Here is a 25,248-nt window from a genome sequence, read left to right on the forward strand (position 1 = left end):
CCATGCCCGACCGTCTGACCGGTGGACCGACCGGTGGAGTGACCGACCGGCTCCGCCGCCGCGTCCGCACACCCCGCCAGAAGCTCGTCGCCGCCCTGCTCGGGACCGTCCTCGTCGTCGGCCTCGGCGGATACGGGATCGCCCGGCTCACCACTCCGGAGGACCGTTCCTGCGCGGCGGGCGTCGCACGCCCCGAGGGCAGCTCCGAGTGCGTCGGCGTCAACGGCGACGGCCACGCCTTCGGCATCCCCGAACTCGCCGAGGTCGCCGAGGCCATCGGCCGCGAGAACACCGCCCTCAAGCCCGGCGAGTACGCGACCGTCGCCGTGCTCCTGCCGCTGACCTCCTCCGACGGAGGCATGCGGACCAAGGTGCTCCACGAGGTGCAGGGCGCGTACGCCTACCAGTACCGCGCCAACCACGAGTCCAACAGCCAGACCCCGAAGATCCGGCTCGTCCTCGCCAACACCGGCCAGGGAAACGCCCACTGGCAGGCCGTCACCCGGCAGCTGGCGTCGATGACCGGCGCCCCCGACCGGCTGCGGGTCGTCTCCGGCGTCGCCACCTCCTCGACGCAGATGCGGGAGGCGGTGACCACCCTCACCGAGGGCGGGATCGCCGTCGTCGGCACCACCATCACCGCCGACGACATCGCCAACGGCCCCGGCGCCGGGAACAACCGCTACCCCGGCCTCGCCCGCGTCTCCCCCACCAACAGCGACGAGGCCAAGGCCCTCGCCCACTTCGGCCGCGTCGACGCCGCCAAGGCGCTCCTCGTCCAGGACACCCGCAGCGGCGACCACTACACGGACACCCTCAAGTCCGCCTTCGCCGCGTCCCTCAAGGGCGCGCCCTACGAGCCGCAGCTCTTCACCTCGCCGCCCGACCCGACCGACGAGGGCACCACCGCGAACACCTTCCGCCAGATCACCCACCTGATCTGTGACACCCGCGCCGAGACAGTCTTCTTCGCGGGCCGCCACACCCAGCTCCGCCAGTTCATCAACGCGCTGGGGTCGCGCGGCTGCACCGACCGCGCCTTCACGATCCTGACCGGCGACGAGGGCTCGTACCTGGGCGCCGACGAGAAGCTCGACCGGAACGCGCTCAGGAAGAAGCTGACGGTCCGCTACGCCGCGCTCGCCCACCCCGACGCGTGGAAGCCGGCGCCGGGGCGGCCGGTCCCGGCGACGGGCGGTTCGGTGGTGGCGTACTCGACCTTCGAGACGGACATCGCCCGCGCCTCGAAGAAGCCGGTCCCGCTCGCGGACGGGCAGGCGATCGTCGCGTACGACGCGATGGCGACGGCGGTCCACGCGATCCGCCAGGCCACGCCGCAGGAGGCCCAGTACCCGGAGCTCGCGGACGTGGTCACGCAGTGGCCGCAGGTGAAGGGCTCGCTGCGGGTGCAGGGCGCGAGCGGCTGGATCTGCCTCGACAACTACGGCAACCCGTACAACAAGGCGGTCCCGATCGTGGAACTGGCCCTGGACGGCTCACAGCGCTTCGTCGAGATCGCCTGGCCGGAGAAGAACCCCCCGAGCACGTCCTGCCTGCCCCCGAAGAGGAACTAGGGACGTCACGGCACCCACTTCGGCCAGGGCGCCTCGTCCCGCTCGTACAGCGCCCGCAGCTCGCTCCAGCGGTCGGGCGACCACGCGGCCCAGTCCGTCGGGCGGCCGTCCAGCGCGGCGGAGAGCCGCTCGAAGTGGTCGTGCCAGCCCGCCAGGCAGTCCAGCCGGTACTCCCGCGTCCCCTGGAACTCGTTGGTGAAACGCAGCACGGTCGACCCGCCGCCCCCGGACCCCGGCTCCAGATGGAACCGGATCCGGCCGTGCGGCGGATCGACCGTGTACTCGGCGACGTACTCGGGGTCCCAGGCGGTCACCCGCCCCGAGACCTCCGTCGAGCCCGGGGGCGGAGCCCCCTGATCGGACACGGCGAGCCAGCGGAGCGTGACCCGTCCGCCGAGCCGGGCCTCCAGCGGGTCCGCCGCGCACAGCCAGCCCGGCAGGCCCTCGGGGGTGGCGACGGCCTCCCAGACCTCCGCCGGCGGGTGCGGGAGCTCCATGACGTACCGCAGCAGGTGCGTGTCGCCGTCGTGGGTCTCGCACCTGCCCCGGGGTATCTCGCTCATACCTCCAGCGTGGCCCCGGGGCCCCCCGCCCGCTACTCCGCGCCGGTTCTACTCCACGCCCGCGTAGGAGTGCTTGCTGGTGACGAAGATGTTGACGCCGTAGTAGTTGAAGAGGAAGCAGCCGAAGGCGATGAGCGCGATGTACGCGGCCTTCCGTCCCTTCCAGCCGGCCGTGGCGCGCGCGTGCAGGTACGCCGCGTAGCCGACCCACGTGATGAAGGACCAGACCTCCTTGGCGTCCCAGCCCCAGTAGCGGCCCCACGCGTCGCCGGCCCAGATGGCGCCCGCGATGATCGTGAAGGTCCACAGCGGGAAGACGGCGGCGTTGACCCGGTACGAGAACTTGTCGAGGGACGCCGCCGAGGGCAGCCGCTCCAGGACGGAGCGGGCGAAGGCGCTCGGGGTGCCGCCGCTCGCGAGCTTGCTCTCGTACGAGTCGCGGAAGAGGTACAGGACGGTGGCGACGGCCGCGAGGTAGAAGACCGCGCCGCAGAAGATCGCGGTGGAGACGTGGATCCACAGCCAGTACGAGTCGAGCGCCGGCACCAGCTGGTCGCTGGGGGTCTTCAGCCAGGTGGTGGCCAGGCCCAGGTCGAGCAGGACCGTCGTGACCAGCGGCAGGCCGATCCAGCGCACGTTCTTCTTGGCGAGGAGGAAGCCGAGGTACGAGCCGACCGCCACCGTGGAGAAGGTGGTGGAGAACTCGTACATGTTGCCCCAGGGGGCGCGCTGCACGGCGAGGGCCCGGCTGACCACGCCCGCCGCCTCGATCGCGAAGGCGAGAACGGTGAGGGAGACGGCGATCCGGCCGTAGAGGTCGCCCTTGACCGTGCCGCCGGACGCGCCGGGGCCGTCCGGGACGTCCCGGGTGCCGGCCGCGGAGCGCGTCACGACCTTCGGCTTGTCGAGGACGGCGGTGGCACCGGCCGCCCCCTTGACCTGGACGGTCACGGCGGCGGCCGCGGCCGAGGCCTGCTGCGTGAGAGCGGCGGCGGTCCGGCCGACCTTGCTGCGGCTGCCGAGGACCCACTCGGCGATGTGCGCGAAGAAGGCCAGGGTGTAGACGGCCATGGAGGAGTAGATGAGCAGGTCGCTCATCTTCGCCAGGCTCTCGTTGGTGGTGGCGGCGAGGATCACTTGTCGGCCTCTCCAGAAGGGGCAGGGTCTTCTGCGGGTTCTTCCGCGGGTTCCGGTACGGCTTCCGGATCGGCTTCGGGCGCTGGTGCGGCGGGCGGCGCGTCCGCCGTGAGCGTGACCGCGAGGTCGCCCAGCTCCTCCGGGAGCCTGGCCGACTCGCTCCGCCCGAGGCCGGCCATCTCGACGACGGTCACGCCGTCCTCACCCCGTACGGCCCGGACCCAGACCCGGCGCCGCTGGATGAAGAGCGAACCGGTCAGACCGGCGATCGCCGCGATCGCGCCCGCGAGGGCGAGGCCGTTGCCCGGCTGCTGCGAGATCTGGAAGCTGGCCCACTCCTTGATCTCCTTCTCGAACGTGATCGAGCCGGCCCCGTCGGGGAGCGTCATCGTCTTGCCGGGCAGCAGGCGGTCGGCGAGCGGGTTGCCGGACGCGTCCGTGAACTGCTTCATCTTGGTCTTGTCGAGCTGGTACACGTTCTGCGGCAGACCGGAGTCCACGCCCAGGGAGCCGTGGTAGCCGGTGAGCGCCATGACCGGGTAGTCGAGCGCCGGGAACTGCGAGAACATCGTGCCCTGGCCGGCGCCGGCGAAGGTCGGCACGAAGAAGGCCTGGAAGCCCAGCTGCTCCTTCTTGCCCTCGCCGTTCTTGTCGCGGTAGCCGTCCATCACCTTGATCGCGCCGGTCGAGGTGATGTTGTTGTCGATCGGCAGGAGCGGCACGGCGCCGTGGAAGACGGTCTTGCCGCCGCCGTCCTTGACGGTGACGACGGGCGCGTAGCCGTGGGCGATCAGATAGACCTTGGAATCGCCGACCTTGAGCGGCTCGTTGACCCGGATGACCGCCTTCTTCTCCGCGCCGTCGGCCTCGGCGTACCGGACCTTCGCCTCGAAGGTGCGGGGGGTGCCGCGCTGCGGGCCGCTCTTCTCGTACGTGCCGTCGAAGGCGTCGAGCGTGAAGGTGAACGGCTCCAGTTCCTCCGTACCGAACTGCGAGCCGGACTTGAAGTCGTCGTACTGCGTGAGCGTGTTGGAGAAGCCGTCGCCCTCGACGATCAGCTTGCCGCCCTCGGACTTGAAGAGCTGTCCCCAGGCGAAGGCGACGAGGATCACGATCAGGGCGACGTGGAAGAGGAGGTTGCCCGCCTCGCGCAGATAGCCCTTCTCGGCGGCGACCGCGTCCCCGGCGGTGTGGGCGCGGAACCGGCGGCCCCTGAGGACGGCGAGCGCGGCCTCGCGGACCTGCTCGGGCTCGGCCTCGGTGCGCCAGGTGGTGTACGCGGGGAGCCGGTCCAGGCGCCGGGGGGCGCCCGGCGGACGGCTGCGGAGCTGGCCGACGAACTGCCAGGTGCGCGGCACGATGCAGCCGATGAGGGAGACGAACAGCAGGATGTAGATCGCGGAGAACCACACCGAGCTGTAGACGTCGAAGAACTGGAGCTTCTCGTAGATCGGCGTCAGGGTCTCGTGGGCGTTCTTGAAGTCCTGCACCTTGATCTCGTCCGCGCTGGTCTGCGGGATGAGGGAGCCGGGGACGGCGCCGAGGGAGAGCAGGAACAGCAGGATCAGCGCGACCCGCATGGACGTCAGCTGCCGCCAGAACCAGCGGATCCAGCCGACGACGCCGAGGACGGGTCCGCCGACGGGCGTCTCGCCACGGTCCTCGGTGGGGGCGGTGGAGAGCTGGGCGCCGGCCGCTTCGTCGGCCTTGCGCTCGGTCTCCGTCGTATCGGACGTACCGGATGTGTCGGTCGTGCTCATGGAACTCAGATCCCCACCGTGAAACCGCTGGACCAGCCCTGCATCGTGGCGACCATGCTGTCCCACGCGCCCGTGAGGAGCAGGACGCCGGTGACGATCATCATGCCGCCACCGATCCGCATGACCCACGCATAGTGCTTCTTGACCCACCCGAACGCGCCGAGCGCCTTGCGGAAGGCGATGGCGGCGAGCACGAACGGTACGCCGAGGCCGAGGCAGTACGCGAAGGCGAGTATCGCGCCGCGCCCCGCGCTGGCCTGCTCCAGGGCGAGGGCGTTGACCGAGGCGAGCGTCGGGCCGATGCACGGGGTCCAGCCGATGCCGAAGAGCGCGCCGAGCAGCGGGGCGCCGATCAGTCCGGCGGCGGGCTTCTTGTGGAAGCGGAACTCGCGCTGGGTGAACCACGGCATCAGGCCGGCGAAGAACACGCCCATGAGGATCATGAGCACGCCGAGGACCGTGGTGAGCGTCTCGCGGTACGCCTGGACGGTCGACCCGAAGTAGCCGAAGAGGGCGCCGCCGGAGACGAACACGACGGTGAAGCCGAGGACGAAGAGGACGGCCCCGGCGGTCATCCGGCCGCGGCGGCTCTCGGCGAGGTCGGCGCCGGTGACCCCGGTGACGTACGAGAGGTAGCCGGGGACGAGCGGGAGCACGCACGGCGAGAAGAAGGAGACCAGGCCGCCGAGGACCGCGAGGGGCAGGGCGAGCAGCAGGGCTCCGCTGGTGACCGTCTCGTTCACCGGCTCACTTCTCCTTGAGGAGAGGCTCGATCATCGACCGGAGCTTCTTCTCGTCGAGCGCCATGAGGGAACGGGCGGCGATCTTGCCCTCCTTGTCGAGGACGACGGTGGAGGGGATGCCCTGGAGGCTGAGGGTGCCCTTGGGGAAGCCGAAGAGGATCAGCTTGCCCTGCGGGTCGTAGAGGCTCGGGTAGGGCACCCCGTAGTCCTCTTCGAAGGCGATCGCGGGCTGCTTGTTGGGGTCGCGGGTGTTGAGGCCGACGAACTCGACGCCCTTGCCCTCCAGGTCCTTGGCGACCTTCGCGAAGTGGGGAGCCTCGGCGCGGCAGGGGGCGCACCAGGAGCCCCAGGCGTTGAGGACGACGACGTTGCCCTTGAGGTCGGCGACGTCGAGCTGCTTGCCGTCGAGGGTCTCGCCCGCGAGCTTCCCGGGGGTCGCCCGCTCGCCCTTGGCGGCGGTGGAGATACCGCCCGTGTTGGTCACGAAGTTGGTGTTGCCACCGCCGCCGGACTTGCCGTTGCTGTCGCCGCCGCAGGCCGAGAGCGTGAGGGCGGCGGACAGCACTCCGACGGCGAGCAGGGTGCGTCGAGGGGCACGACGGGCGCGACTGGCACGACTGCTAAGGCTCATGTGAAAAGTTTCGCATGGGCGTTTGGGGGATCTTGGGCACCCCCCTACGTGCCCGTAAAGCCCCTTGTCAAGATCGCCTAAACCTGACTAGGCGGTCTTGAGATAGGAGTTCCAGCCGCCCGTGGGCTTCTGCCCCACGTCGAGCCCGCGCAGCTTGGCGAGGATCTTCGGGTCCTGCACGTCGAGCCAGTCCACGAACTGCTTGAAGGAGACGAGCCGGACGTCCTTCTTTCCGGCCATTCCCTTGATCGCGTCCTCGACGGCGTCCATGTAGATGCCGCCGTTCCACTGCTCGAAGTGATTGCCGACGTAGAAGGGCGCGCGGTTCGACTCGTACGCGCGGCGGAAACCGCCGAGGAGCGCGTCGGTGGCCTGCTTGCGCCAGCCCGGATAGCGGGAGGGCATGCCCTTCGTCGTGTTCTTCGACTGGTTGGCGAGCATGTTGTAGTCCATGGAGAGGACCTCGAAGGAGTGCCCGGGGAAGGGCACCGCCTGGAGCGGCAGGTCCCAGATGCCCTGACGCTTGACGGGCCAGGTCTGGCGGCCGCCGGGCGAGCTGGCGTCGTAGCGCCAGCCGAGCCGCTTGGCGGTGGGGAGCAGGTTGTCCTGGCCGAGGAGGCAGGGGGTACGGCCGCCGACGAGCTCCTTCGAGTAGTCGAAGGGCAGCGGGTCGAGGTCGGTCCAGCCGCTGTTGGTCTTCCACTCGGTGACGAACTTCATCGCCTGGTCGATCTCGCTCTGCCACTGGGCCGGGGTCCAGTTGCCGACGGAGCCGGAGCCGCCGCAGAAGTGCCCGTTGAAGTGGGTGCCGATCTCGTGGCCTTCGAGCCAGGCCTGCCGGACGTACTTCAGCGTGTCCTTGATGTGGTCGTCGGTGAGGTAGCCGATGTCGGAGGCGCCGACGCGGTTGTTCGGCGGGCGGTAGAGGTTCTTCTTCGACTCGGGGAGGAGGTAGATCCCGGAGAGGAAGAACGTCATCGCCGCGTCGTGGTTCTTGGCGAGTTCGAGGAAGCGGGGGAAGAGACCGTTGCCGACCTCGCCCGCGCCGTCCCAGGAGAAGATCACGAACTGCGGCGGGGTCTGACCGGGTTCGAGGGGCACGGGGGTGTCGGGCTGGTGCGGCTGCTTGCCGGTGTCGGCGGTGGAACCGTCGCCGATGAGCTTGGCGTCGTCCTTGGTCGGAGCGGGTGTGGTCGGCTCCGCCGACGCGTCGCCCCCCTTGCCGGGTCCGGAACGTCCCGGCTTGTCCTCGTTGTTGCTGCCGCAGCCGGCGATTCCCATCGCCGCGGCCGCGCCAACGCCCGCCCCGAGGAGCCCCCTTCGACTGATCCCGCTGATCCCGCGCATGACATCCCCATTCGCGCTGACGTATGAACTGAACGTCATCCAAACCGACAATGAGTGAGATGCAGGGCGGAACACGGAGGTTCCGGAAATTCGCACATAAATTTCAGGGCGGCCGGATGGCATGTACACCACCTGACCGCCCTGACGATGGACCTCTTCGGGTCACCTGTCCAGTGGCCCGCGTCCGCTCTCCGGGAATCGCTCACCGGGACCGCGCCCGGAACCCGGCTCGGATCGCGCCCGGAACCGGCTCGGGGCTACCGGAACCCGGCTCGGGACTACGCCCGGAACCCCGCCCGGAACCCGGCTCGGGACTACGCTCGGAACCCCGCTCGGGGCTCCCGGCTCGGGGCTCCCGGCTCGGGGCTCCCCGCTCGGGGCTCCCGGCTCGGGGCTACGCCCCGAAAGCCTTCGACTTCCCCTTCACCGGCTTCGCCCCGGCGAGGAGATGCGCCGGGACCAGATCCCGGGCCGGCTCGCTGTACCCGACCGAGACGATCTTGTCCCCCCGGTACGTGAACGAGGTCAGCGAGGCCAGCGTGCACTGCCGCCGCCGCGGGTCGTGCCAGAGCCGCCGCTTCTCCACGAAGCTCCGGACGATCCAGATCGGCAGCTGATGGCTGACGCAGACCGCCTCGTGCCCGCGGGCCGCGTCCTTCGCCGCGTCCAGCGCGCCCATCATCCGCACGACCTGCTCGACGTACGGCTCGCCCCACGACGGCTGGAACGGGTTGGTCAGGTGCTTCCAGTTCCCCGGCTTGCGCAGGGCCCCGTCACCGACGCCGAAGGTCTTGCCCTCGAAGACGTTCGCCGCCTCGATGAGCCGCTCGTCGCTCGCCAGGTCCAGACCGTGCGACTTGGCGACGGGCATCGCCGTCTCCTGCGCCCGCTCCAGCGGGGAGGCGACGACGTACGTGACGTCCCGGGCGGCCAGGGACTCGGCGACCCGGTCCGCCATCTGACGGCCCAGCTCGGAGAGGTGGTAGCCGGCGCGACGGCCGTAGAGGACCCCGTCCGGGTTGTGGACCTCGCCGTGCCGCATCAGGTGGACGACGGTGATGTCGTCACTGGAGAGGCTCATGCGGTGGCCTCCGCGGCGGCGCGGGCGGCGGCCGGCAGCGCGGCGGCGATCCGCTCGATCGCCCGCTCGTCGTGGGCGGCCGACACGAACCAGGACTCGAAGGCGGACGGCGGCAGGTAGACCCCGTCGGCCAGCATCGAGTGGAAGAAGGCGTTGAAGCGGAAGGCCTCCTGCTGCTTCGCCTCGTCGTAGTTCCGCACCTCGTCGGCCGTGAAGAAGACCGAGAACATGTTGGAGGCGGTCTGCAGCCGGTGCGCGACACCCTCCTTCGCGAGGGCGCCGGTGACGAGCCCCTGGATCTCCTTCGACACCGCGTCGACCTTCGCGTACGCGGCCTCGTCGAGCAGCCGCAGCTGCGCGAGCCCGGCGGCGGTGGCGATCGGGTTACCGGAGAGCGTGCCCGCCTGGTAGACCGGCCCGGCCGGGGCCAGGTGCCCCATGACGTCGGCGCGGCCACCGAACGCGGCGGCCGGGAAGCCGCCGCCCATGACCTTGCCGAAGGTCAGCAGGTCGGCCTTGACGCCGTCGACGCCGTACCAGCCGGCCCGCGAGGTACGGAAACCGGTCATCACCTCGTCCGAGATGTACAGCGCGCCGTTCTCCCGGCACAGGTCCGCCAGGCCCTGGTTGAAGCCCTCCGCCGGCGGCACGACACCCATGTTCCCGGGCGAGGCCTCGGTGATCACACAGGCGATCTCACCCGGGTGCGCGGCGAAGGCCGCCCGCACCGCTTCGAGGTCGTTGTACGGCAGCACGACGGTGTCCCCGGCCTGCGCGCCGGTCACGCCGGGCGTGTCCGGCAGACCGAGGGTCGCGACCCCGGAACCGGCCGCGGCAAGCAGCGCGTCCACGTGACCGTGGTAGCAGCCCGCGAACTTGACGACCTTGGCGCGCCCGGTGAAGCCGCGGGCGAGCCGGATCGCGGACATCGTGGCCTCCGTACCGGAGGAGACCAGCCGGACCTGCTCGACCGGCTCGACGCGCGCGACGATCTCCTCCGCGAGCGCGACCTCGCCCTCACCCGGCGTACCGAAGGACGTGCCGCGGACCACGGCGGCCTGCACCGCGGCGGTGACCTCGGGGTGCGCGTGGCCGAGGATCATCGGCCCCCACGAGCAGACCAGGTCGACGTACTCCCGGCCGTCCGCGTCGGTGAGGTACGGACCGGTACCGGAGACCATGAACCGGGGCGTACCGCCCACGGCTCGGAAGGCACGCACCGGTGAGTTCACGCCGCCGGGCGTCACGAGGGACGCGCGGTCGAAAAGCGTCTGTGAGACTGGGGCTTCGTATGAATACGGCACTGTGATCCTGACCTGCGAGTACGGCCGCGATTACGGCTTCGGGTACGGCTTCGAGTACGGAGGAACGGTGTGGGCACCCTGAGATGACGCCGGGGCGGCTGTCGGCCGCGTCTGCGAAACTGGGGCGTCAGAGGGATGGCTCACGGAATCCATGGTGTCAGAGGCCACGGCGTTCTTGCGGACAGGTGTTTCACCGTACGAACGCGGGGGAGGTCACTGACACGATGATCGGGTCGCGCGGCGGGGTCGTGTTGCCGAGAAAAAGCAGTCGGGTGGAGATATGCATCGCGGTGGCGGACCGGGCGAGGGGACGGACGACCTGGGTCCGGAGTCTGCCCGGCGGGGGAGGCACCGGCGCCGGCGGGCGGACGGGTCGACTCCCGGCGCGCCCGGCACTCCGGGAAGCCCCGGCGGTCAGGGCCCCGAGGCGGATCCGGCACTCGGAGGCGGGAGTGGCCGGTCGTTGGGTGTGACGTACAAGTACTTCGGCGCGCCCGACGGCGCCACGGCGGCCCGCGTCCCGATCTCGATGCGCCCGGAGGAGCTCGGCGGCGACGAGCTCGGCATGGGCGGCATGTTCACCAAGATCAAGCCGGAGACCATAGCGGCGATGGTCCTGACGGGCATCCAGGGCATGCCCCTGCACAAGGTTCCCCCGCTGGAGCTCGTCGTGCTCCACCCGGACTACGCGGTCGTGAAGCTCCCGATGACCGTGGTCGACCCGCTGCGGGGGATCGGCGAGGAGTCGGTCGGCGCCGCGGCCTTCATCTGGTCCACGGTCCCCGACCGCGGCGGCCCGCGCGACGCCTTCGACGTCTACCAGCTGCTCCACGAGTGGCAGGACTTCTCGGTCCGCCTCCACGAGGCCGGCCACCAGCCGTACTGCCTGGTCTGGCCCTAGGGGGACGATGCCCCCTAGGGGGCAGGGCGCCCCCTGACCCCGGCAGCCGCGCCCCTCATCCCTACCGGGTCGTCTCGCCACCGCCGCAGTCGACGAGCTCGTCGAGCTCCCGGCCCGTCACGACCCCCTGGGGAGTCCAGTACGAGCCGGCGGGCGACGCGGCGGCCCGTACCGCCGCGAGGTCGAAGACCGCGCCCGCCGCGCCCTCGGGTCCGTACGCGACCGACACGTCGAGCTGCTTCGGCAGCTCCGCCGGACGGGTGGCCGGACGGGACGTCCGGTACCCCTCCACGGCCAACAGCCTCAGCAGCCCGCCCCGCCCCTCGTCGGTCAGCAGCCCGTCGGCCTGCCACACGAGCCTCTCCGCGTCACTGTCCCGTTCTTCCACCCGGCTCTCCGCTCCCACCCGGCTCTCCGCCGCCACTCGTCGCCGCACGGATCGCCGCCCGCCCTGAAGTACGTGCGGCCGAACCAGAGAGAACGTAGCCCAGGGAGCACGAGTGACACAGCGTTACCCCTGGCCGGTATGTCCAACGGACGTCCGACGAGCAGGCGTTTCGCCGCACTTCCAGCGCTCATAAGTGCTGAAGTTAGGACGAATGGTATGTAATGCGCGGAAGTCGCGCCCTGCGGAACCCCTCTACGAGGAAGGACGTCACGCGTGAGCGGAGTACGGAGCGGAGTAGGAAGCGGAGTACGGATGGCCGGCGAACCCATGCAGATCGGCGAGGTCGCCGCACGGACGGAACTGTCCCTGCGCACCATCCGCCAGTACGAGGACAACGGCCTGGTGGTGCCCTCCGCGGCCTCGCCCGGCGGATTCCCCCTCTACACGGACGCGGACGTCTCCCGGCTGATGGTGATCCGCCGGATGAAGCCGCTCGGCTTCACCCTCGACGAGACCCGCGAACTGCTCACGGCCGTGGACCGGCTTACCGAGGACCGTCCGGGCACGGACACGGAGCTCGACCCGGAGGACCGCACCGCGCTCGTGACCCGCGTCCGCCGCTACGAGCAGGCGGCCGCGGAGCGGGTCACCGAACTGCGGACCCAGCTGGCCCGCGCGGAGGAGTTCGCCACGTCCCTCCGCAGCCGGCTGTCCTCGACCCCGGCCTGACCGGAAGCCCTACGCCGCCAGGGCCTCCGCCACCTCGCGGAAGAAGCGCGCGTAGGCGGCGGGGCTGGGCGGGGTCTCCGGGTTCCACGCGGCGAGGCGGGTGCCGGGCGGTGTCTCGTACGGCGGGACGGCGTGGGACCGGTTGTCGAAGAGGATCAGGTCGGGACGGAGCTCGGCGGCCCGGCCCCAGTCGGCGGTGAGCCAGTTGGCGCCGGGCCCCGGCCCGGGATCGACCAGCCGGACACCGAGCGCCGCGAGCCGCGCCAGCTCGGGCCAGGCCTGCGGCCGGGCCAGATGGACCTGCTCGGGGCCGGCCCCGGAGAGCGCGAGCACGGTCAGCCCGCTCCGCCCGGCGGCGCCCCGGAGGACCGCCTCGGCCTCCTCCACGCCCGCCGTCGGGTCCGCCGACGCCGCCGCCGACGCCGTGGCCCCCGCCGTGGACCCCGCCGTCCCGGCCCGGAGCGAATCGCTCAGCGCCCCGAACCGGCCGAGGATCGCCGGAAGGGTGAGCTCGTTGCCGACGGAGAGCGCGACGAGCGGCACCCCGAGCCGGTCGGCGACCGCCTCGTCCAGCGCGTACGGGCTCTTCCCGTCGTACGTGACGTCGACGATCAGGTCCGGCCGCGACTCCCGCAGCAGCCCCTCGTCCAGGGCCCGGCCGGGACCGAGGTACGGGACCCCGGCCGCGTCGAGGCCGCCCGCCTTGGCCGGGTCGTACACCGGGCCGTCGTGCCCGGAACCGTAGACGGCGACCGGCGTCACCCCCAGGTCGAGCAGCGCCGCCCCGGCCCGTACGTACGCGACGACCCGCTCCGGTACACGGGCCGACGCCGGCTCCGTACCCCTGTCGTCCGTGAATCCCCATGGCTGTGTTCCGGACATGCGGCTGCTCCCTCCCCGGCCGAGACTGCCTCCTGCGGCCACCTTGGAACGGTTCCCCGGCCCGCACAAGAGGGCCTGCGGCGCCCCGCGGAGGCCCCCGCCGCCCGCCGCCCCGCCCGGGACTTTGGTCCCGGCCCCCCTGCCGAAAGTCCCCCGACGTGGTGTTAACTGAACAGGTCGGGAGGAAGCAGTAGGAATCGCCAGCGCCTTCGTGCCCGCGCGCCACCTGCCGGGGCTCAGCGCGTACGGACGGCCCTCACGCTCTGGAGTGAGCCATGTCCTTGCCCGGCCAGTTCTCCGACCCCCGTGTCCTCACGCTCTTCGGCCTGCTCGCCGTCTCGACGGCGGTGTGGCTGACGCTGAGCCTGCGGGCCCGGGCGCGCCGCGACCGGGCGGCCGGCCCGCTGGAGCGCGTCTGGCACCCGCAGGAGTCGGTGCAGCTGACACCCGCGGAGGAGCATGCCTTCGGCCAGGTCGTCTCCCGCCTCTCCTTCGGCTCCCCGGGCCGCCTGCGCTGATGGGGGCCTCAGGCCGCGCGAGCACGCCGCCTGAGGCCCCCATCAGGCCGCCTGAGGCCCCCATCAGGCCGCCTCAGGCCCCCATCAGGCCGCCATCAGGCCGCCTCAGGCCCGCATCAGGCCACCTCAGCGCGCATCAGGCCACCTGGCCGTGCCCCAGGGCCCGCCTCAGGCAGCCCAGGCGCGCGGGTCGCGTCCCGTCGCCGCGAGGAGCCGCTCGAACACCGTCGCCCCCTCGGGCAGGTCGACGCCCTCCCCGAAGACGTTCATCTTCCGCGCCATCGGCGCCATCCCCTCCACTTCCTCCACCAGCCCGGCCACCACGGCCGGATCCGGTTCGAAGCCGCGCCCGGTGGCACGGGCCAGGTCCCACACGTGCACGGTCAGATCGAGCAGGACCATCGACCCGACCGTCCGCGCGGGCAGCCCCATGGCCCCGACGATCCCCTCCTCCGCGCCGGGCGCCGACCAGGCGGCGGCCAGCTTCCCGGTCTCCACCGAGAACCGCTCGCGCCAGCCGGCCTCCGCGAGCCGGTCCGGGGTCTCGGCGAAGTCGGCCGGCTCCTTGGCCGCGAGGGCCTGGAAGTTCACGACGACGGAGAAGAGATGGTTCAGCAGGGCACGCACGTCGTACTCGGCGCAGGGCGTGGGCGCGCCGAGCGAGTCGTCGGTGGTGGCGCCGACCAGGGGGGCGGCGTGGGCGGCGGCGGTGCGGAGCAGATCACCGATGCGGGGCGGGGCCTCGTACGTCATACGTCGACGCTAGGGGAGCCTGCCCGCCCCGGTCTTGAAAAAACGCGCCGCCACCGGCACGGACCCCTGAAAGAACCCTTAGGGAAGACCCCCGAGCGACCGCTCACGAACGCCTAGCATGCGGAGCATGTCCGCCGCCTCCGCCTCAGCGCCACGCCGGGACACCCGGGGCATCGTCGACCCCGCCGAGCTGCTCACCCGCGTCCGCTTCCGCCGCCACACCCCGGCGCCCGAGCTGCGGCCCTACCTGGAGCACTACTGGCTGATCGACTGGGAGCTGACGGAGCCGTACGCCACCCACGTCGTCCCGCACCCGTCGGTGAACGTCGTCTTCCAGCGGTACGGCCCGCTCGACGGCCCTCCGGAGGCGGCCGAGTCGTCCGCCGAGGTCTCCGGGATCGGGCTCGGCCTGTTCACGCAGAAGCTGACCGGCCTGGGCCGGGTCTGCGGGGTGCAGTTCCGCCCCGGCGGTTTCCGGCCGTTCGCGCCCGCGTGGCCGGTCTCGACCTGGACGGGCCGCCGGGTTCCCCTCACCGAGGTGTTCCCGGCGACCGGAAGCGCGGCTACTGCGGAGGGTGGGGATACGGGCGGGGGCTCCGGCCCGCTGTCCGCGGTCCTCTCCCCCGACGACGACCACGCGCGCGTGGCGGCGCTCGACGCCTTCCTCCTCGCACACGGCCCCGCACCCGACCCGGCCGCCGAGCAGGCCATGGAGCTCGTGGACCTGATCCGCACGGACCGCGGGCTGCGCAAGGTGTCCCGGCTGGCCGCCGCGTCCGGCCTGTCGGCCCGCTCGCTCCAGCGCCTCTTCGCCGCCTGCGTCGGCGTCGGGCCGAAGTGGGTCATCCTGCGCTACCGCATCCACGAGGCCCTGGAGCGCACGGAGTCCGCCGGGACGGCGGGCGCCCCCGACTGGGCCCAGCTCGCGGCCGAGCTCGGCTACAGCGACCAGGCCCATCTCGTACGGGACTTCACGGCGACGATCGGGGTGCCGCCGACCGCGTACGCCCGCGCGGTGTCAGTGCCCTGACCTACCGTACGGACCATGGACGACGACGCCTCTCCCGTACGGCTCGAAGCCTGGTCCGAAGAGGACGCGGGGCTGCTGCGCGCGCTCAACGCACCGGAGCTGATGGAGCACCTCGGCGGCCCTGAGACGGAGGAACAGCTCGTCGGCCGCCACCGGCGGTACGTGGCGCTGAGCGCCGACGACACGGGCGCGGGGCGGATGTTCCGGATCCGGCTGCTGCCGGAGGACGTGGTGGTGGGCAGCATCGGCTTCTGGGCGCAGACCTGGGACGACGAGCCGGTGTACGAGACGGGCTGGACCGTCCTGCCGGGCTTCCAGGGCCGGGGCGTCGCGACGGCCGCCACGCGCGCGGTGGCGGCCGAAGCCCGGGCCGCGGGCCTCCGCCGGCACCTGCACGCCTTCCCGTCGGCGGACAACACCGCGTCGAACGCGGTGTGCCGCAAAGCGGGTTTCGAGCTGCGCGGGGAGCGCGCCTTCGAGTACCCGCCGGGCCGTGCGATGCGCTGCAACGACTGGCGGCTCGACCTGGGCCCCACGCCCGGCTAGGAGGGGTTAGGAGGCGTCTTCCTGCCCGGTGAGCGGCCGGGTGAAGTGGAAGGCGACGATGTCGAAGCGCTCGCGCAGGTAGAAGCGGTGGGCTCCGGTGCGGTGGGTGCCGGAGTCGAGGTTGAGCTCGTGACAGCCGGCCGCACGCGCGTGGCCCTCCAGGTGGGCGATGAGCGCGTGGCCGACGCCGTTGGAGCGGTCGGCGGCGGCGGTCACCAGGTCGTCGACGTAGAGCTTGCGCAGGGAGCTGGTGTTGTTGATGATCCGCCAGCCGGCCGCGCCGACACAGCGCCCGGCGTCGGTGTAGGCGGCGCTGAACCGCAGCCCCTGGGGATGCCCCGCCTCGTACACCTCACGGAAGAGCTCCGGGGTGAGGTGGGGGCGGAGTTCGGAGAGGACCGGCAGGAGGTCGCTCTCCAGCCGGGGATCGCCCGGATCGAGGTCGCTGATCTTCATGCGGGGACGGTACCCCAGGGTTTTTCAGGGTTGACGGATGAGACGCCCCCACGGATATTTATCTGCGTGACACAGACTCTTCTACCCGCAGCAAACCGGGCGATCCTCGCTCTCACCGAAGGGACACCCTCATGACCGTTCTCGTCACCGGCAGCCGCGGCCGCGTCGCCTCCACCCTGATCGGCCTGCTCGACGCCGCGGGCGTCAAGGTCACAGCCGCCTCCAAGAACCCCGCCGGACTCTCCCCACCCCACGGCGTCGACACGGTGCGCTGCGACCTCACCGATCCGACCACCTTCGACGCCGCCCTGACCGGCGCCGACGCCGTCTTCCTGTACGCGGAGGCCGCACACGTCGGCACGTTCGCCGACCGGGCCCGGGCCGCCGGCGTCGAGCACGTCGTCCTCCTCTCCTCCAGCTCCGTCCTCGCCCCGGACGCCGCGGAGAACCCGATCGCCGCCTCCCACCTCGCCGCCGAGCGCGCCCTGTCCGCCGCCGCGGACACCGGAGCCTTCGAGGCCACCCACCTCCAGCCCGGCGCCTTCGCCTCCAACGCCCTGCAGTGGTCATGGGCACTCCGGAACGGACACGCACCCGCCCTGCCCTATCCGCACGCACACGGGGATCCGATCCATGAGCGCGACATCGCCGAGGCCGCCCTCGCCGTGCTCACCGAGCCCCGGCTGCGCGGCTCGTCCTATCTGCTGACGGGCCCCGAGTCGCTGGACTTCACCGAGCAGCTCGCGATCCTGGCCGAGATCACGGGCCGCCCCGCGCCCCACACCGTGCCCACCCCCGAGGAATGGAAGGAGTCGGTCGCCGACTTCATACCGGAGACCTTCGCGGACGCCCTCCTCTCCTACTGGGCCGCGCACGACGGCCGGCCGACGCCGCTGACCCGCACCGTCGAGGAACTGACGGGCCACCCCGCCCGCACCTTCGCCACCTGGGCCACCGACCACGCAGCCGCCTTCCGCCCCTGACCGGCCCGCCTCCCCCTCCCCCTCCCTCGGAACCGGCCCACACCCCGAGGGAATCCCCTGGCCCCCTCCCAGTCCCCGATGCCATCCTGTCCCCGTGAACGGACCGGAGATCCACATCAGATTCGCCCCCGGCCTGCGGCTCTTCGTCTCGGCGGAGCGGCGCTCGGGACACACCCCCGTGACCACCGACGGCGCCTCCTCACTCGGGCACGTGGTGGAGTCACTCGGCGTGCCGCTCACCGAAGCGGGACGGCTCCTCGTCGACGGCCGGCCCGTGGACACGTCGCACGTCCCGGTCGCGGGCGAGACGATCGAGGTGGAGGACGTCGCCCGCCCCCAGCCGGTGCCGGGCGCGCCACTCCGGTTCCTGCTCGACGTGCACCTCGGCACACTGGCCCGCCGACTGCGCCTGCTCGGCGTCGACGCGGCGTACGAGAGCGAGGACATCGGCGACCCCGCACTGGCCGCGCTCTCCGCACGGGAGCAGCGGGTCATGCTCACGCGCGACCGCGGTCTCCTGCGCCGCCGGGAGCTGTGGGCGGGCGCCTACGTGTACAGCGACCGGCCGGAGGACCAGCTCCGCGACGTCCTGGAGCGGTTCGCGCCCCCGCTGACACCCTGGACCCGGTGCACGGCGTGCAACGGCCGGCTGTCCGACGCCGACAAGGACGCGGTCCGCCAGAAACTGGAACAGGGCACGGAGAAGACCTACGACGTCTTCGCGGAGTGCGTGGAGTGCGGCCGGGTCTACTGGCGCGGCGCCCACCACGCCCGCCTGGAGGCGATCGTCTCCGAAGCGGTCCGCGAGTTCGGCGGCGCGGCGACCCGGTAAGGGGGCAGACGCCCCCTGGCAGCGTCAGCCGAGCTCGCCGCCGCGCAGCCGCTCGATCTGCACGGCACTGACCTCGACGGTGCGCCGCATATGGGCGATGAGCAGGGCGACCTCGGCGTCGCTGTAGACGTCGAACATCGTGCCCCAGGTCCCGTTGAGCTTCCGCCACAGAGCGGCGAGCTCGGCCATCCGCCCGGGCACGAGCGCCACCAGGACCCGGCGCCGGTCCTCGGTGTCCCGCTCGCGCGTCACGTACCCGGCCCGCTCCAGCCGGTCGACGAGCCGGGTCGCGGAGCCCGTGGTGAGCCCGGTCAGCTCGGCCACCCGCCCGGTGGTCACCGGCCGCTCCTCCAGACTGAGCAGGTTCAGGCACTGCACATCGGTCGGGTGGAGCCGCAGGTGATCGGCGACGGCCTGATTGAACAGGGCATAGGAGGCCATGTAGCGGCGGGCCTCCCCGTACAGCTCGGTCATCAGCGCTTCGCGCCGGTCGGAACTCTTCTGCGGCATGCAGAAATTGTACGAACCAGACACCGGCCCCTGTCGAGGTCAGAAGACGTACGGATCACCGGTGGCGAGCACCAGAACCCGATGCCGGTCGTTGGCCGGATTCCGGTCGGCGGCCCCGTCCCGCCAGGCAGTGGTGATCTCCACCGTCAGCTCGTCCGGAAGACCCGCGGTCCGCAGGTCGAGCGCCAGCTCACCGACGGTCCCCGCCGCCCGGAGCTCACCCGTCCGGCAGGACACCACACGGTCACTGCTCCACAGACAGGCCGTCGGCAGCTCCTGACCACCGGACATCGGCTCGGAGAAGGCGAGCCGGACCGTCGCCTGGGGGAGATCGGAAGGCCCGTGGTTCTCACTGACCAGCCACACACCGACCCGCCCGTCCCACAAGGAGACCTGCCCGTGATGGGCAAGATCCGCCTCGGCCCCCACGGCACCGGCACTCCCACCCGCACCCATCAGCACGGCGACCGCGAGCACGACCCCGAGCACAGACTTCCGCATTCCACGCATAAGCACAAAATACCCACATACGACCGCATCCCCTGACACCCCATCAGCCAGCGTGTCCCCTGGCCCATGGCACCCTGCCCCCATGCTGATCGCCCGCTCCGCCGCCCTCTTCGCCGTCGCCGCCCTCTTCGAGATCGGCGGCGCCTGGCTCGTCTGGCAAGGCGTACGGGAGCACCGCGGCTGGATCTGGATCGGCGCCGGCGTCCTCGCCCTCGGCGTCTACGGCTTCGTCGCCACCCTCCAGCCCGACGCCGAGTTCGGCCGCATCCTCGCCGCCTACGGCGGCGTGTTCGTCGCGGGCTCACTCCTCTGGGGCATGATCGCCGACGGCTACCGCCCCGACCGCTGGGACGTCATCGGCGCACTCGTCTGCCTCGCCGGCATGTCCCTGATCATGTACGCCCCACGCGGCCGCTGATCCCCGCCCCCGCCTATCCTGACCGGGCGATCCACGGAATCGACCACCTGCGCGAGGAGCACGCCATGACCGCCCCCGGTACCCCCATCGCCGTCATCACCGGAGCGAGCAGCGGAATCGGCGCCGCCACGGCCAAGCAGCTGGCCGCCGCCGGCTACCGCGTGGTGCTCACCGCCCGACGCAAGGACCGCATCGAAGCCCTCGCCGCCGAGATCAACGACGCCGGCCACCAGGCCGCCGCCTACGCCCTCGACGTCACCGACCGCGCCGCCGTCGACGAGTTCGCCACCGCCTTCCGCACCCTCGCGATCCTCGTCAACAACGCCGGCGGCGCCCTCGGCGCCGACTCCGTCGCGACCGCCGACCCCGACGACTGGCGCCGGATGTACGAGGTCAACGTCCTCGGCACCCTCCACATGACCCAGGCCCTGCTCCCGGCCCTCACCGCGAGCGGTGACGGCACGGTCGTCGTCCTCTCCTCCACCGCGGGCCACTCCACCTACGAGGGCGGCGCCGGCTACGTCGCCGCCAAGAACGGCGCCCGCGTCCTCGCCGAGACCCTCCGCCTGGAGATCGTCGGCACCCCGGTCCGCGTCATCGAGATCGCCCCCGGCATGGTCAAGACGGACGAGTTCGCCACGACCCGCTTCCGCGGCGACACCGACAAGGCCGCCAAGGTCTACGCGGGCGTAGCCGAACCCCTCACCGCGGACGACGTCGCCGACACCATCACCTGGGCCTGCACCCGCCCCCCGCACGTCAACATCGACCTCCTGGTAGTCCGCCCCCGCGCCCAGGCCTCCAACACCAAGGTCCACCGCGAGCTGTAATTCGTGACGGGGTCGACAACACCCCGTACACGAAGGAGGCGGCCATCCAACTGGCCGAGCGCCGCCGCGCCCCTGGTCGACTGGAACGGACCGATGGGCCCTGGTACGGAATACGTACCAGGGCCCACCCTTACGTACGTCCCGGCGTCAGCCCTTCACACAGATGACCTGCTTCAGCTTGGCGACGACCTCCACCAGGTCCCGCTGCTGCTCGATCACCTTCTCGATCGGCTTGTACGCGCCAGGGATCTCGTCCACGACACCGGAGTCCTTACGGCACTCCACACCCCGCGTCTGCTCCTCCAGGTCCCGCGTCGAGAAGTGCTTCTTCGCCGCGCTCCGGCTCATCTTCCGGCCCGCGCCGTGCGAAGCCGAGTTGAACGACGCCGCGTTCCCCAGGCCCTTCACGATGTACGAGCCCGTTCCCATCGACCCCGGGATGATCCCGAATTCCCCGGAGCCTGCCCGGATCGCCCCCTTCCGCGTGACCAGCATGTCCATGCCCTCGTACCGCTCCTCCGCCACGTAGTTGTGATGGCAGGAGATGACCTGGTCGAAGGTGACCCGCGCCTTGCGGAACTCCCGGCGGACGACCTCCTGGAAGAGCGCCATCATGATCGCGCGGTTGTACTTGGCGTACTCCTGCGCCCAGAAGAGGTCGTTGCGGTAGGCCGCCATCTGCGGGGTGTCCGCGACGAAGACGGCCAGGTCGCGATCGACCAACCCCTGGTTGTGCGGCAGGCTCCGCGCCTCGCCGATGTGGTACTCGGCGAGTTCCTTGCCGATGTTCCGGGATCCGGAGTGCAGCATGAGCCACACCGAATCGGACGCATCAACACAAAGCTCCACAAAATGGTTCCCGGATCCGAGTGTTCCCATTTGCTGCTCTGCCCGCCCCCGGCGGAACTTCACCGGATCGGCGACCGTGTCGAACCGCGACCAGAAGTCCCCCCACCCCGCCGTTGGGAACTGGTACAGCCGCCCCGGGTCCACCGCCTCGCGGTGCAGACCACGGCCCACCGGGATCGCCTGCTCGATCTTCGACCGCAGTCGGGACAGATCGCCCGGCAGGTCGTTCGCCGTCAGCGAGGACTTGACCGCCGACATCCCGCAGCCGATGTCCACACCGACCGCCGCCGGACACACCGCCCCCTGCATCGCGATCACCGAACCGACCGTCGCGCCCTTGCCGAAGTGCACGTCCGGCATCACGGCCAGGCCCTTGATCCACGGCAGCGTCGCCGTGTTCCGCAGCTGCTGCATGGCGCCGTCGTCCACCGTGGAAGGATCGGTCCACATCCGGATGGGTACGTTCGCCCCCGGTACCTCTACGTACGACATACTTCCTCAATTCCCCCGAAAAGTCTGATAACGCAAAAACCGGAGCCAAAGCCCGTACAGGTGACAGCGGACCGGCATCAACAGCTGCGTGTGCGATAGACATTGTGTCCACCGGCCGGGTTCGCGCGGCAAACAGTTTTCGGGAAAGACTTCGGGAGAAGGGAGCCCTGGGACCGTGCAGCGAAAGAGGTACGCCCCCGGCCGCACCGGGTCCGCGGCGCGCACCGCCGCCATCCTCACCAGCGTCCTCGGACTGGGCCTCGGGCTCGGCCTCACCGGATGCTCGGCAGGCCCCACGACCGACGACATCGCCGTCGACGCCAAGGCCGGCCCCATCACGCCCGTCGCCCCTCCCGGCCGCTACCGCACGCTCTTCGAGCCCTGCGGCGCCGTCCCGCAGGCCATGCTCAAGGACCTGCTCCCGGGCGCCGCCGCACTGTCCGACCCCGAGCGCGCCAAGGCGTACCGCGGCGTCGCGGCCGTCACGTACGACACCGACCGGCGCGTCGGCTGCACGTGGAAGGCCGACAGCCCCGAGACCTCCCACCGGCTCGTCCTCGACATCGAGCGGGTCGTGTCGTACGACTCCGCCGTCAGCGACGACGCCCGGGCGCAGGACGTGTACCTCCGCAAGCAGCTCGCGGCGGGCATCCCCGTACCCCCCACCACCCCACCCACGCCCACCGGTACGGCCACGGGCACGGCCACGAGCACCGCCTCCGGTACGGCGAAGCCTGACGCGACCGGTTCCACCGACCCCAAGAGCGCAACGAACACCACGAGCACCACGAGCCCCGCCGCGCCGACGAGCAAGACCCCGCCCGCCGACGGCCCGACGTCGGGTTCGCCCTCCACGGGAACCAGCGGCGCGCCTTCCACCGGCCCCACGCCCACCCCCACGCCCACCTCCGCCTCCACCGGCCTGGAGTCCCGCGTCCTCGACGGCCTCGGCGACATCGCGTACCTCGACGACGCCCTCAGTACTGTCGGCCAGAACGGACATCAGCGCGTCGTCAGCGTGGTGTTCCGCACATCCAACGTCATCGTGACGGTCTCCTACCGGGAGCAGAGCACCGGTTCCGCGGAGGCCCCCGACAGCAAGGAACTGCAGGACAAGGCGCGGAACCTGGCCCGGCTGCTCGCCGAGCGCCTGGAGGAGTAGCCGTTCGCCTCCGATCCGTGAGCGGACGGCGACCACGTAACGTGTCGGCGTACCCGTGGCCGCCCGATGGCCGTGGCCGACCGATTGGCCGTGGCCGCCCGATGGCCCGGGCCTCCGACCGGACGGCCGGACCGTACGACAAGCGACTGAAGGAACCATGCAGCGATCAGCCCCGCGACTCCCCCGCATACTCGCCTGCGCAGCCGTCCCGGTGATGCTCGTCGTCGCCGGCTGCTCCTCGGACTCGGGCGGCAGCGGTGACTCCGGCAAGAAGGGGACGCAGGACAAGGCCTCCGCGTCGGCCTCGGCCACCCCCACCGCCTCGCCGACGCCGACGGTCGAGCCGGCGAAGTTCGCGAAGCTGCCCGAGGTCTGCAAGGCGATCTCGGCGAAGACGACCGCGTCCCTGGTGCCCAAGGCGAAGAGCAAGAAGGGCACGCCGGCCGCCTCCAGCGATCTGGCCAGCCGTGGCGGCTGCTCGTGGAACGGCCTCGACGACAACGGTGTGGACGGCTCGCAGTACCGCTGGCTCGACGTGTCGTTCTACCGGTACGAGTCGGACGCGTCGCTCGGCAGCGGTGAGGAGCGCGCGGTGGAGAACCTGGCGAAGGAGCTCTCCAAGATCCAGGAGACGCCCGGCGCGAAGAAGGTTCGCACCACCACGGCCTCGGGGATCGGCGAGGAGGCGAAGGCGGTCGCGTACAAGCTGCGCAAGACGGACGAGGACTTCGTCTACGCCTCGGTCGCGGCGCGTACGGGCAACGTGCTGGTCCTGCTGTCGTACAACGGTGCCGGTTACGCGGGAGCCGACGCACCCTCCGACAAGAAGATCATGGATGGCGCCGTGAAGGCCGCCAAGGAGGCTGTGGCCGCCGTCGCGGCAGCCAACAAGTAGTCACAAACCGGCGCAGACGGAGACATCCGCGCGGAGCCCGTCCCTCCCCCGAGGGCCGGGCTCCGCGCGCATGTGCCAGTCTGTGCGCGCGAGATGTCGTTTGACGGGAGGGGATCGCGGGTGGCCGCGATGCAGCTGACACGCACACACCGAATACTCATCGGCCTCGTCATCGCCGGTGCGCTGATCATCGCGGGGATCGGTTTCGCGGGTTCGTACGCCGCCGTTCGCGAGCTCGCGGTGGACAAGGGCTTCGGCACCTTCTCCTACTTCTTCCCCATCGGCATCGACGCGGGCATCTGTGTCCTGCTCGCCCTGGACCTGCTCCTGACCTGGCTGCGGATTCCGTTCCCGCTGTTGCGTCAGACCGCCTGGATCCTGACGGCGGCGACGATCGCCTTCAACGGCGCGGCCGCTTGGCCGGATCCGCTGGGCGTCGGTATGCACGCGGTGATCCCGATCCTGTTCGTCGTGTCCGTGGAGGCCGCGCGTCACGCGGTCGGCCGCATCGCGGACATCACGGCCGACAAGCACATGGAGGGCGTGCGGCTCACGCGCTGGCTGCTCTCTCCGGTGCCGACGTTCCGGCTGTGGCGCCGGATGAAGCTCTGGGAGCTCCGCTCGTACGAGCAGGTCATCAAGCTGGAGCAGGAGCGGTTGATCTATCAGGCGCGGCTCCAGGCTCGTTACGGTCGTAGCTGGCGGCGCAAGGCTCCGGTGGAGGCGCTGATGCCGCTGCGGCTGGCGCGGTACGGGGTGCCGTTGGCGGAGACGGCGGCGGCGGGCCTCGCGGCTGCCGGCATCGAGCCGGCCGTCCTCCCGCCGCAGTCGCAGGCGGTGCACGCGATGCACCCGGTGCCGGCGGTCCAGGCGGCCCCCGCGGTCCAGCCCCAGCAGCTGCCGCAGGCGCCTCACCAGCAGCCCCAGCCCCAGCAGCCCCCGCAGGGGCAGCAGGGTCAGCAGGGCCAGCCGGGGCAGCCGGGCCAGCAGGGCGAGATGGAGGCCCCGAACCACGACAGTCCGTGGTTCCAGTCGCCACAGCTTCCGTCGGAGGCCCACGAGACGGCGTTCGACCCGCGGTACGTCGACGGCCTGGCTCCCACTCCGGTCGCGGTGCCGCTGGGCCCGGAGGACATCCCGGACCCGCGCCACGAGCAGCGCCCCGAGGCGTTCGAGCCGTACCCGGAGTACGTGGAGGAGCCGGAGCCCCGGGTCGACGACTTCGAGGAGACCGTCTACAAGATCACGTGGACGTATGCCCACGAGCACAAGCAGTTCCCCGGCGAGGGTGAGCTGCAGCAGCTGGTCGCCGCTCACTACGGCGTTCCGGAGTTCCCCGACACGGACCTGCTGCACCGGCTGACGCCGGTGATCCAGCAGCGCATCGAGCAGGAGATGGCCGACTTCGACACGGCCTGACGCTC

At 71.3% G+C, this 25,248-nt stretch carries 28 protein-coding genes; 13 read left to right on the top strand and 15 right to left on the bottom strand.

Going from position 1 to position 25,248, the window contains the following annotated elements; translation table 11 throughout:
* Positions 1-2: 2 nt before the first annotated feature.
* Positions 3-1,574 (top strand): hypothetical protein, encoded by a 1,572-nt coding sequence (locus tag ACFWWU_RS25380; RefSeq protein ID WP_384148092.1) that lies wholly within the window; start codon positions 3-5, stop codon positions 1,572-1,574.
* Between the two features lie 5 nt (positions 1,575-1,579).
* Here ACFWWU_RS25380 and ACFWWU_RS25385 read toward each other — a convergent pair whose 3' ends face one another.
* From ACFWWU_RS25385 to hemL, 8 genes are all read right to left on the bottom strand, one after another.
* The gene (locus tag ACFWWU_RS25385) at positions 1,580-2,137 is read right to left on the bottom strand and encodes an SRPBCC domain-containing protein (RefSeq protein WP_384148093.1); all 558 of its coding nucleotides are present in this window, start codon (positions 2,135-2,137) and stop codon (positions 1,580-1,582) included.
* Between the two features lie 48 nt (positions 2,138-2,185).
* The gene (gene ccsB, locus ACFWWU_RS25390; RefSeq protein WP_384148094.1) at positions 2,186-3,274 is read right to left on the bottom strand and encodes a c-type cytochrome biogenesis protein CcsB; all 1,089 of its coding nucleotides are present in this window, start codon (positions 3,272-3,274) and stop codon (positions 2,186-2,188) included.
* Positions 3,271-5,034, bottom strand: coding sequence for a cytochrome c biogenesis protein ResB (locus ACFWWU_RS25395; protein ID WP_384148095.1), 1,764 nt, complete (start codon positions 5,032-5,034; stop codon positions 3,271-3,273). The genes ccsB and ACFWWU_RS25395 overlap by 4 nt, the downstream gene beginning before the upstream one ends.
* A gap of 5 nt (positions 5,035-5,039) precedes the next feature.
* Positions 5,040-5,777: a cytochrome c biogenesis CcdA family protein gene (locus ACFWWU_RS25400; RefSeq protein ID WP_384148096.1), complete on the bottom strand. Its 738-nt coding sequence runs from the start codon at positions 5,775-5,777 to the stop codon at positions 5,040-5,042.
* A 4-nt stretch (positions 5,778-5,781) separates the two neighbouring features.
* Positions 5,782-6,408, bottom strand: coding sequence for a TlpA family protein disulfide reductase (locus ACFWWU_RS25405; RefSeq protein ID WP_384148097.1), 627 nt, complete (start codon positions 6,406-6,408; stop codon positions 5,782-5,784).
* Positions 6,409-6,495: 87 nt separating this feature from the next.
* Positions 6,496-7,746, bottom strand: coding sequence for a hypothetical protein (locus ACFWWU_RS25410; protein ID WP_384148144.1), 1,251 nt, complete (start codon positions 7,744-7,746; stop codon positions 6,496-6,498).
* A 403-nt stretch (positions 7,747-8,149) separates the two neighbouring features.
* On the bottom strand, positions 8,150-8,836 hold the full coding sequence (locus ACFWWU_RS25415; protein WP_384148098.1) for a histidine phosphatase family protein: 687 nt from the start codon (positions 8,834-8,836) through the stop codon (positions 8,150-8,152).
* Complete coding sequence (gene hemL / locus ACFWWU_RS25420) at positions 8,833-10,140, bottom strand: glutamate-1-semialdehyde 2,1-aminomutase (RefSeq protein ID WP_384148099.1); 1,308 nt, start codon at positions 10,138-10,140, stop codon at positions 8,833-8,835. The genes ACFWWU_RS25415 and hemL overlap by 4 nt, the downstream gene beginning before the upstream one ends.
* 280 nt (positions 10,141-10,420) lie before the next feature.
* On the opposite strand from hemL, the gene ACFWWU_RS25425 reads away from it, so the two are divergent.
* Positions 10,421-11,041 (top strand): hypothetical protein, encoded by a 621-nt coding sequence (locus ACFWWU_RS25425; protein ID WP_384148100.1) that lies wholly within the window; start codon positions 10,421-10,423, stop codon positions 11,039-11,041.
* 61 nt (positions 11,042-11,102) lie between these two features.
* On the opposite strand, the gene ACFWWU_RS25430 is transcribed toward ACFWWU_RS25425, so the two are convergent.
* Entirely contained in the window at positions 11,103-11,429 is a 327-nt protein-coding gene (locus ACFWWU_RS25430) for a hypothetical protein (protein ID WP_384148101.1), read from the bottom strand.
* Between the two features lie 312 nt (positions 11,430-11,741).
* Between ACFWWU_RS25430 and ACFWWU_RS25435 the strand changes: the two genes are divergently transcribed.
* Positions 11,742-12,158, top strand: coding sequence for a MerR family transcriptional regulator (locus tag ACFWWU_RS25435; RefSeq protein WP_329622784.1), 417 nt, complete (start codon positions 11,742-11,744; stop codon positions 12,156-12,158).
* Between the two features lie 9 nt (positions 12,159-12,167).
* Here the strand turns inward: ACFWWU_RS25435 and ACFWWU_RS25440 are convergent, their stop codons facing one another.
* Positions 12,168-13,040 carry an ABC transporter substrate-binding protein gene (locus ACFWWU_RS25440; RefSeq protein ID WP_384148102.1) on the bottom strand — a complete coding sequence of 291 codons (873 nt, stop codon included), beginning with the start codon at positions 13,038-13,040 and terminating at the stop codon, positions 12,168-12,170.
* A 275-nt stretch (positions 13,041-13,315) separates the two neighbouring features.
* Here ACFWWU_RS25440 and ACFWWU_RS25445 point away from each other — a divergent pair, with 275 nt between their 5' ends.
* Complete coding sequence (locus ACFWWU_RS25445; RefSeq protein WP_384148103.1) at positions 13,316-13,558, top strand: hypothetical protein; 243 nt, start codon at positions 13,316-13,318, stop codon at positions 13,556-13,558.
* Positions 13,559-13,726: 168 nt separating this feature from the next.
* Here ACFWWU_RS25445 and ACFWWU_RS25450 read toward each other — a convergent pair whose 3' ends face one another.
* Complete coding sequence (locus ACFWWU_RS25450; protein WP_384148104.1) at positions 13,727-14,311, bottom strand: TIGR03086 family metal-binding protein; 585 nt, start codon at positions 14,309-14,311, stop codon at positions 13,727-13,729.
* A gap of 127 nt (positions 14,312-14,438) precedes the next feature.
* Here ACFWWU_RS25450 and ACFWWU_RS25455 point away from each other — a divergent pair, with 127 nt between their 5' ends.
* Both ACFWWU_RS25455 and ACFWWU_RS25460 read left to right on the top strand, forming a co-directional pair.
* Positions 14,439-15,341: a DUF6597 domain-containing transcriptional factor gene (locus tag ACFWWU_RS25455; RefSeq protein ID WP_384148105.1), complete on the top strand. Its 903-nt coding sequence runs from the start codon at positions 14,439-14,441 to the stop codon at positions 15,339-15,341.
* 15 nt (positions 15,342-15,356) lie between these two features.
* Positions 15,357-15,887 carry a GNAT family N-acetyltransferase gene (locus ACFWWU_RS25460; protein WP_384148106.1) on the top strand — a complete coding sequence of 177 codons (531 nt, stop codon included), beginning with the start codon at positions 15,357-15,359 and terminating at the stop codon, positions 15,885-15,887.
* A gap of 6 nt (positions 15,888-15,893) precedes the next feature.
* On the opposite strand, the gene ACFWWU_RS25465 is transcribed toward ACFWWU_RS25460, so the two are convergent.
* Positions 15,894-16,343, bottom strand: coding sequence for a GNAT family N-acetyltransferase (locus ACFWWU_RS25465; RefSeq protein WP_384148107.1), 450 nt, complete (start codon positions 16,341-16,343; stop codon positions 15,894-15,896).
* Between the two features lie 131 nt (positions 16,344-16,474).
* On the opposite strand from ACFWWU_RS25465, the gene ACFWWU_RS25470 reads away from it, so the two are divergent.
* Together ACFWWU_RS25470 and ACFWWU_RS25475 are read left to right on the top strand one after the other, a co-directional pair.
* Entirely contained in the window at positions 16,475-17,326 is an 852-nt protein-coding gene (locus tag ACFWWU_RS25470; RefSeq protein ID WP_384148108.1) for an NAD(P)H-binding protein, read from the top strand.
* Positions 17,327-17,420: 94 nt separating this feature from the next.
* Positions 17,421-18,158, top strand: a complete 738-nt coding sequence (locus ACFWWU_RS25475; RefSeq protein ID WP_384148109.1) for a Mut7-C RNAse domain-containing protein — start codon at positions 17,421-17,423, stop codon at positions 18,156-18,158.
* Positions 18,159-18,182: 24 nt separating this feature from the next.
* On the opposite strand, the gene ACFWWU_RS25480 is transcribed toward ACFWWU_RS25475, so the two are convergent.
* The gene (locus ACFWWU_RS25480; RefSeq protein WP_384148110.1) at positions 18,183-18,668 is read right to left on the bottom strand and encodes a MarR family winged helix-turn-helix transcriptional regulator; all 486 of its coding nucleotides are present in this window, start codon (positions 18,666-18,668) and stop codon (positions 18,183-18,185) included.
* 39 nt (positions 18,669-18,707) lie between these two features.
* Positions 18,708-19,169: a hypothetical protein gene (locus tag ACFWWU_RS25485; RefSeq protein WP_384148111.1), complete on the bottom strand. Its 462-nt coding sequence runs from the start codon at positions 19,167-19,169 to the stop codon at positions 18,708-18,710.
* A 91-nt stretch (positions 19,170-19,260) separates the two neighbouring features.
* On the opposite strand from ACFWWU_RS25485, the gene ACFWWU_RS25490 reads away from it, so the two are divergent.
* Together ACFWWU_RS25490 and ACFWWU_RS25495 are read left to right on the top strand one after the other, a co-directional pair.
* Entirely contained in the window at positions 19,261-19,596 is a 336-nt protein-coding gene (locus ACFWWU_RS25490; RefSeq protein ID WP_384148112.1) for a YnfA family protein, read from the top strand.
* A 65-nt stretch (positions 19,597-19,661) separates the two neighbouring features.
* Complete coding sequence (locus ACFWWU_RS25495; RefSeq protein WP_384148113.1) at positions 19,662-20,426, top strand: SDR family NAD(P)-dependent oxidoreductase; 765 nt, start codon at positions 19,662-19,664, stop codon at positions 20,424-20,426.
* A 147-nt stretch (positions 20,427-20,573) separates the two neighbouring features.
* Here the strand turns inward: ACFWWU_RS25495 and ACFWWU_RS25500 are convergent, their stop codons facing one another.
* The gene (locus ACFWWU_RS25500) at positions 20,574-21,767 is read right to left on the bottom strand and encodes an RtcB family protein (protein WP_384148114.1); all 1,194 of its coding nucleotides are present in this window, start codon (positions 21,765-21,767) and stop codon (positions 20,574-20,576) included.
* Between the two features lie 175 nt (positions 21,768-21,942).
* Here ACFWWU_RS25500 and ACFWWU_RS25505 point away from each other — a divergent pair, with 175 nt between their 5' ends.
* From ACFWWU_RS25505 to ACFWWU_RS25515, 3 genes are all read left to right on the top strand, one after another.
* A complete protein-coding gene (locus ACFWWU_RS25505) occupies positions 21,943-22,929 on the top strand; it encodes a DUF3558 domain-containing protein (protein WP_384148115.1) in 987 nt (328 codons plus the stop codon).
* Positions 22,930-23,086: 157 nt separating this feature from the next.
* The gene (locus ACFWWU_RS25510; RefSeq protein ID WP_384148116.1) at positions 23,087-23,824 is read left to right on the top strand and encodes a DUF3558 family protein; all 738 of its coding nucleotides are present in this window, start codon (positions 23,087-23,089) and stop codon (positions 23,822-23,824) included.
* Between the two features lie 120 nt (positions 23,825-23,944).
* Complete coding sequence (locus tag ACFWWU_RS25515; protein ID WP_384148117.1) at positions 23,945-25,243, top strand: DUF2637 domain-containing protein; 1,299 nt, start codon at positions 23,945-23,947, stop codon at positions 25,241-25,243.
* Positions 25,244-25,248 lie beyond the last annotated feature (5 nt).

It is taken from the genome of Streptomyces sp. NPDC058650 (assembly GCF_042717315.1).
Taxonomy (GTDB): domain Bacteria; phylum Actinomycetota; class Actinomycetes; order Streptomycetales; family Streptomycetaceae; genus Streptomyces.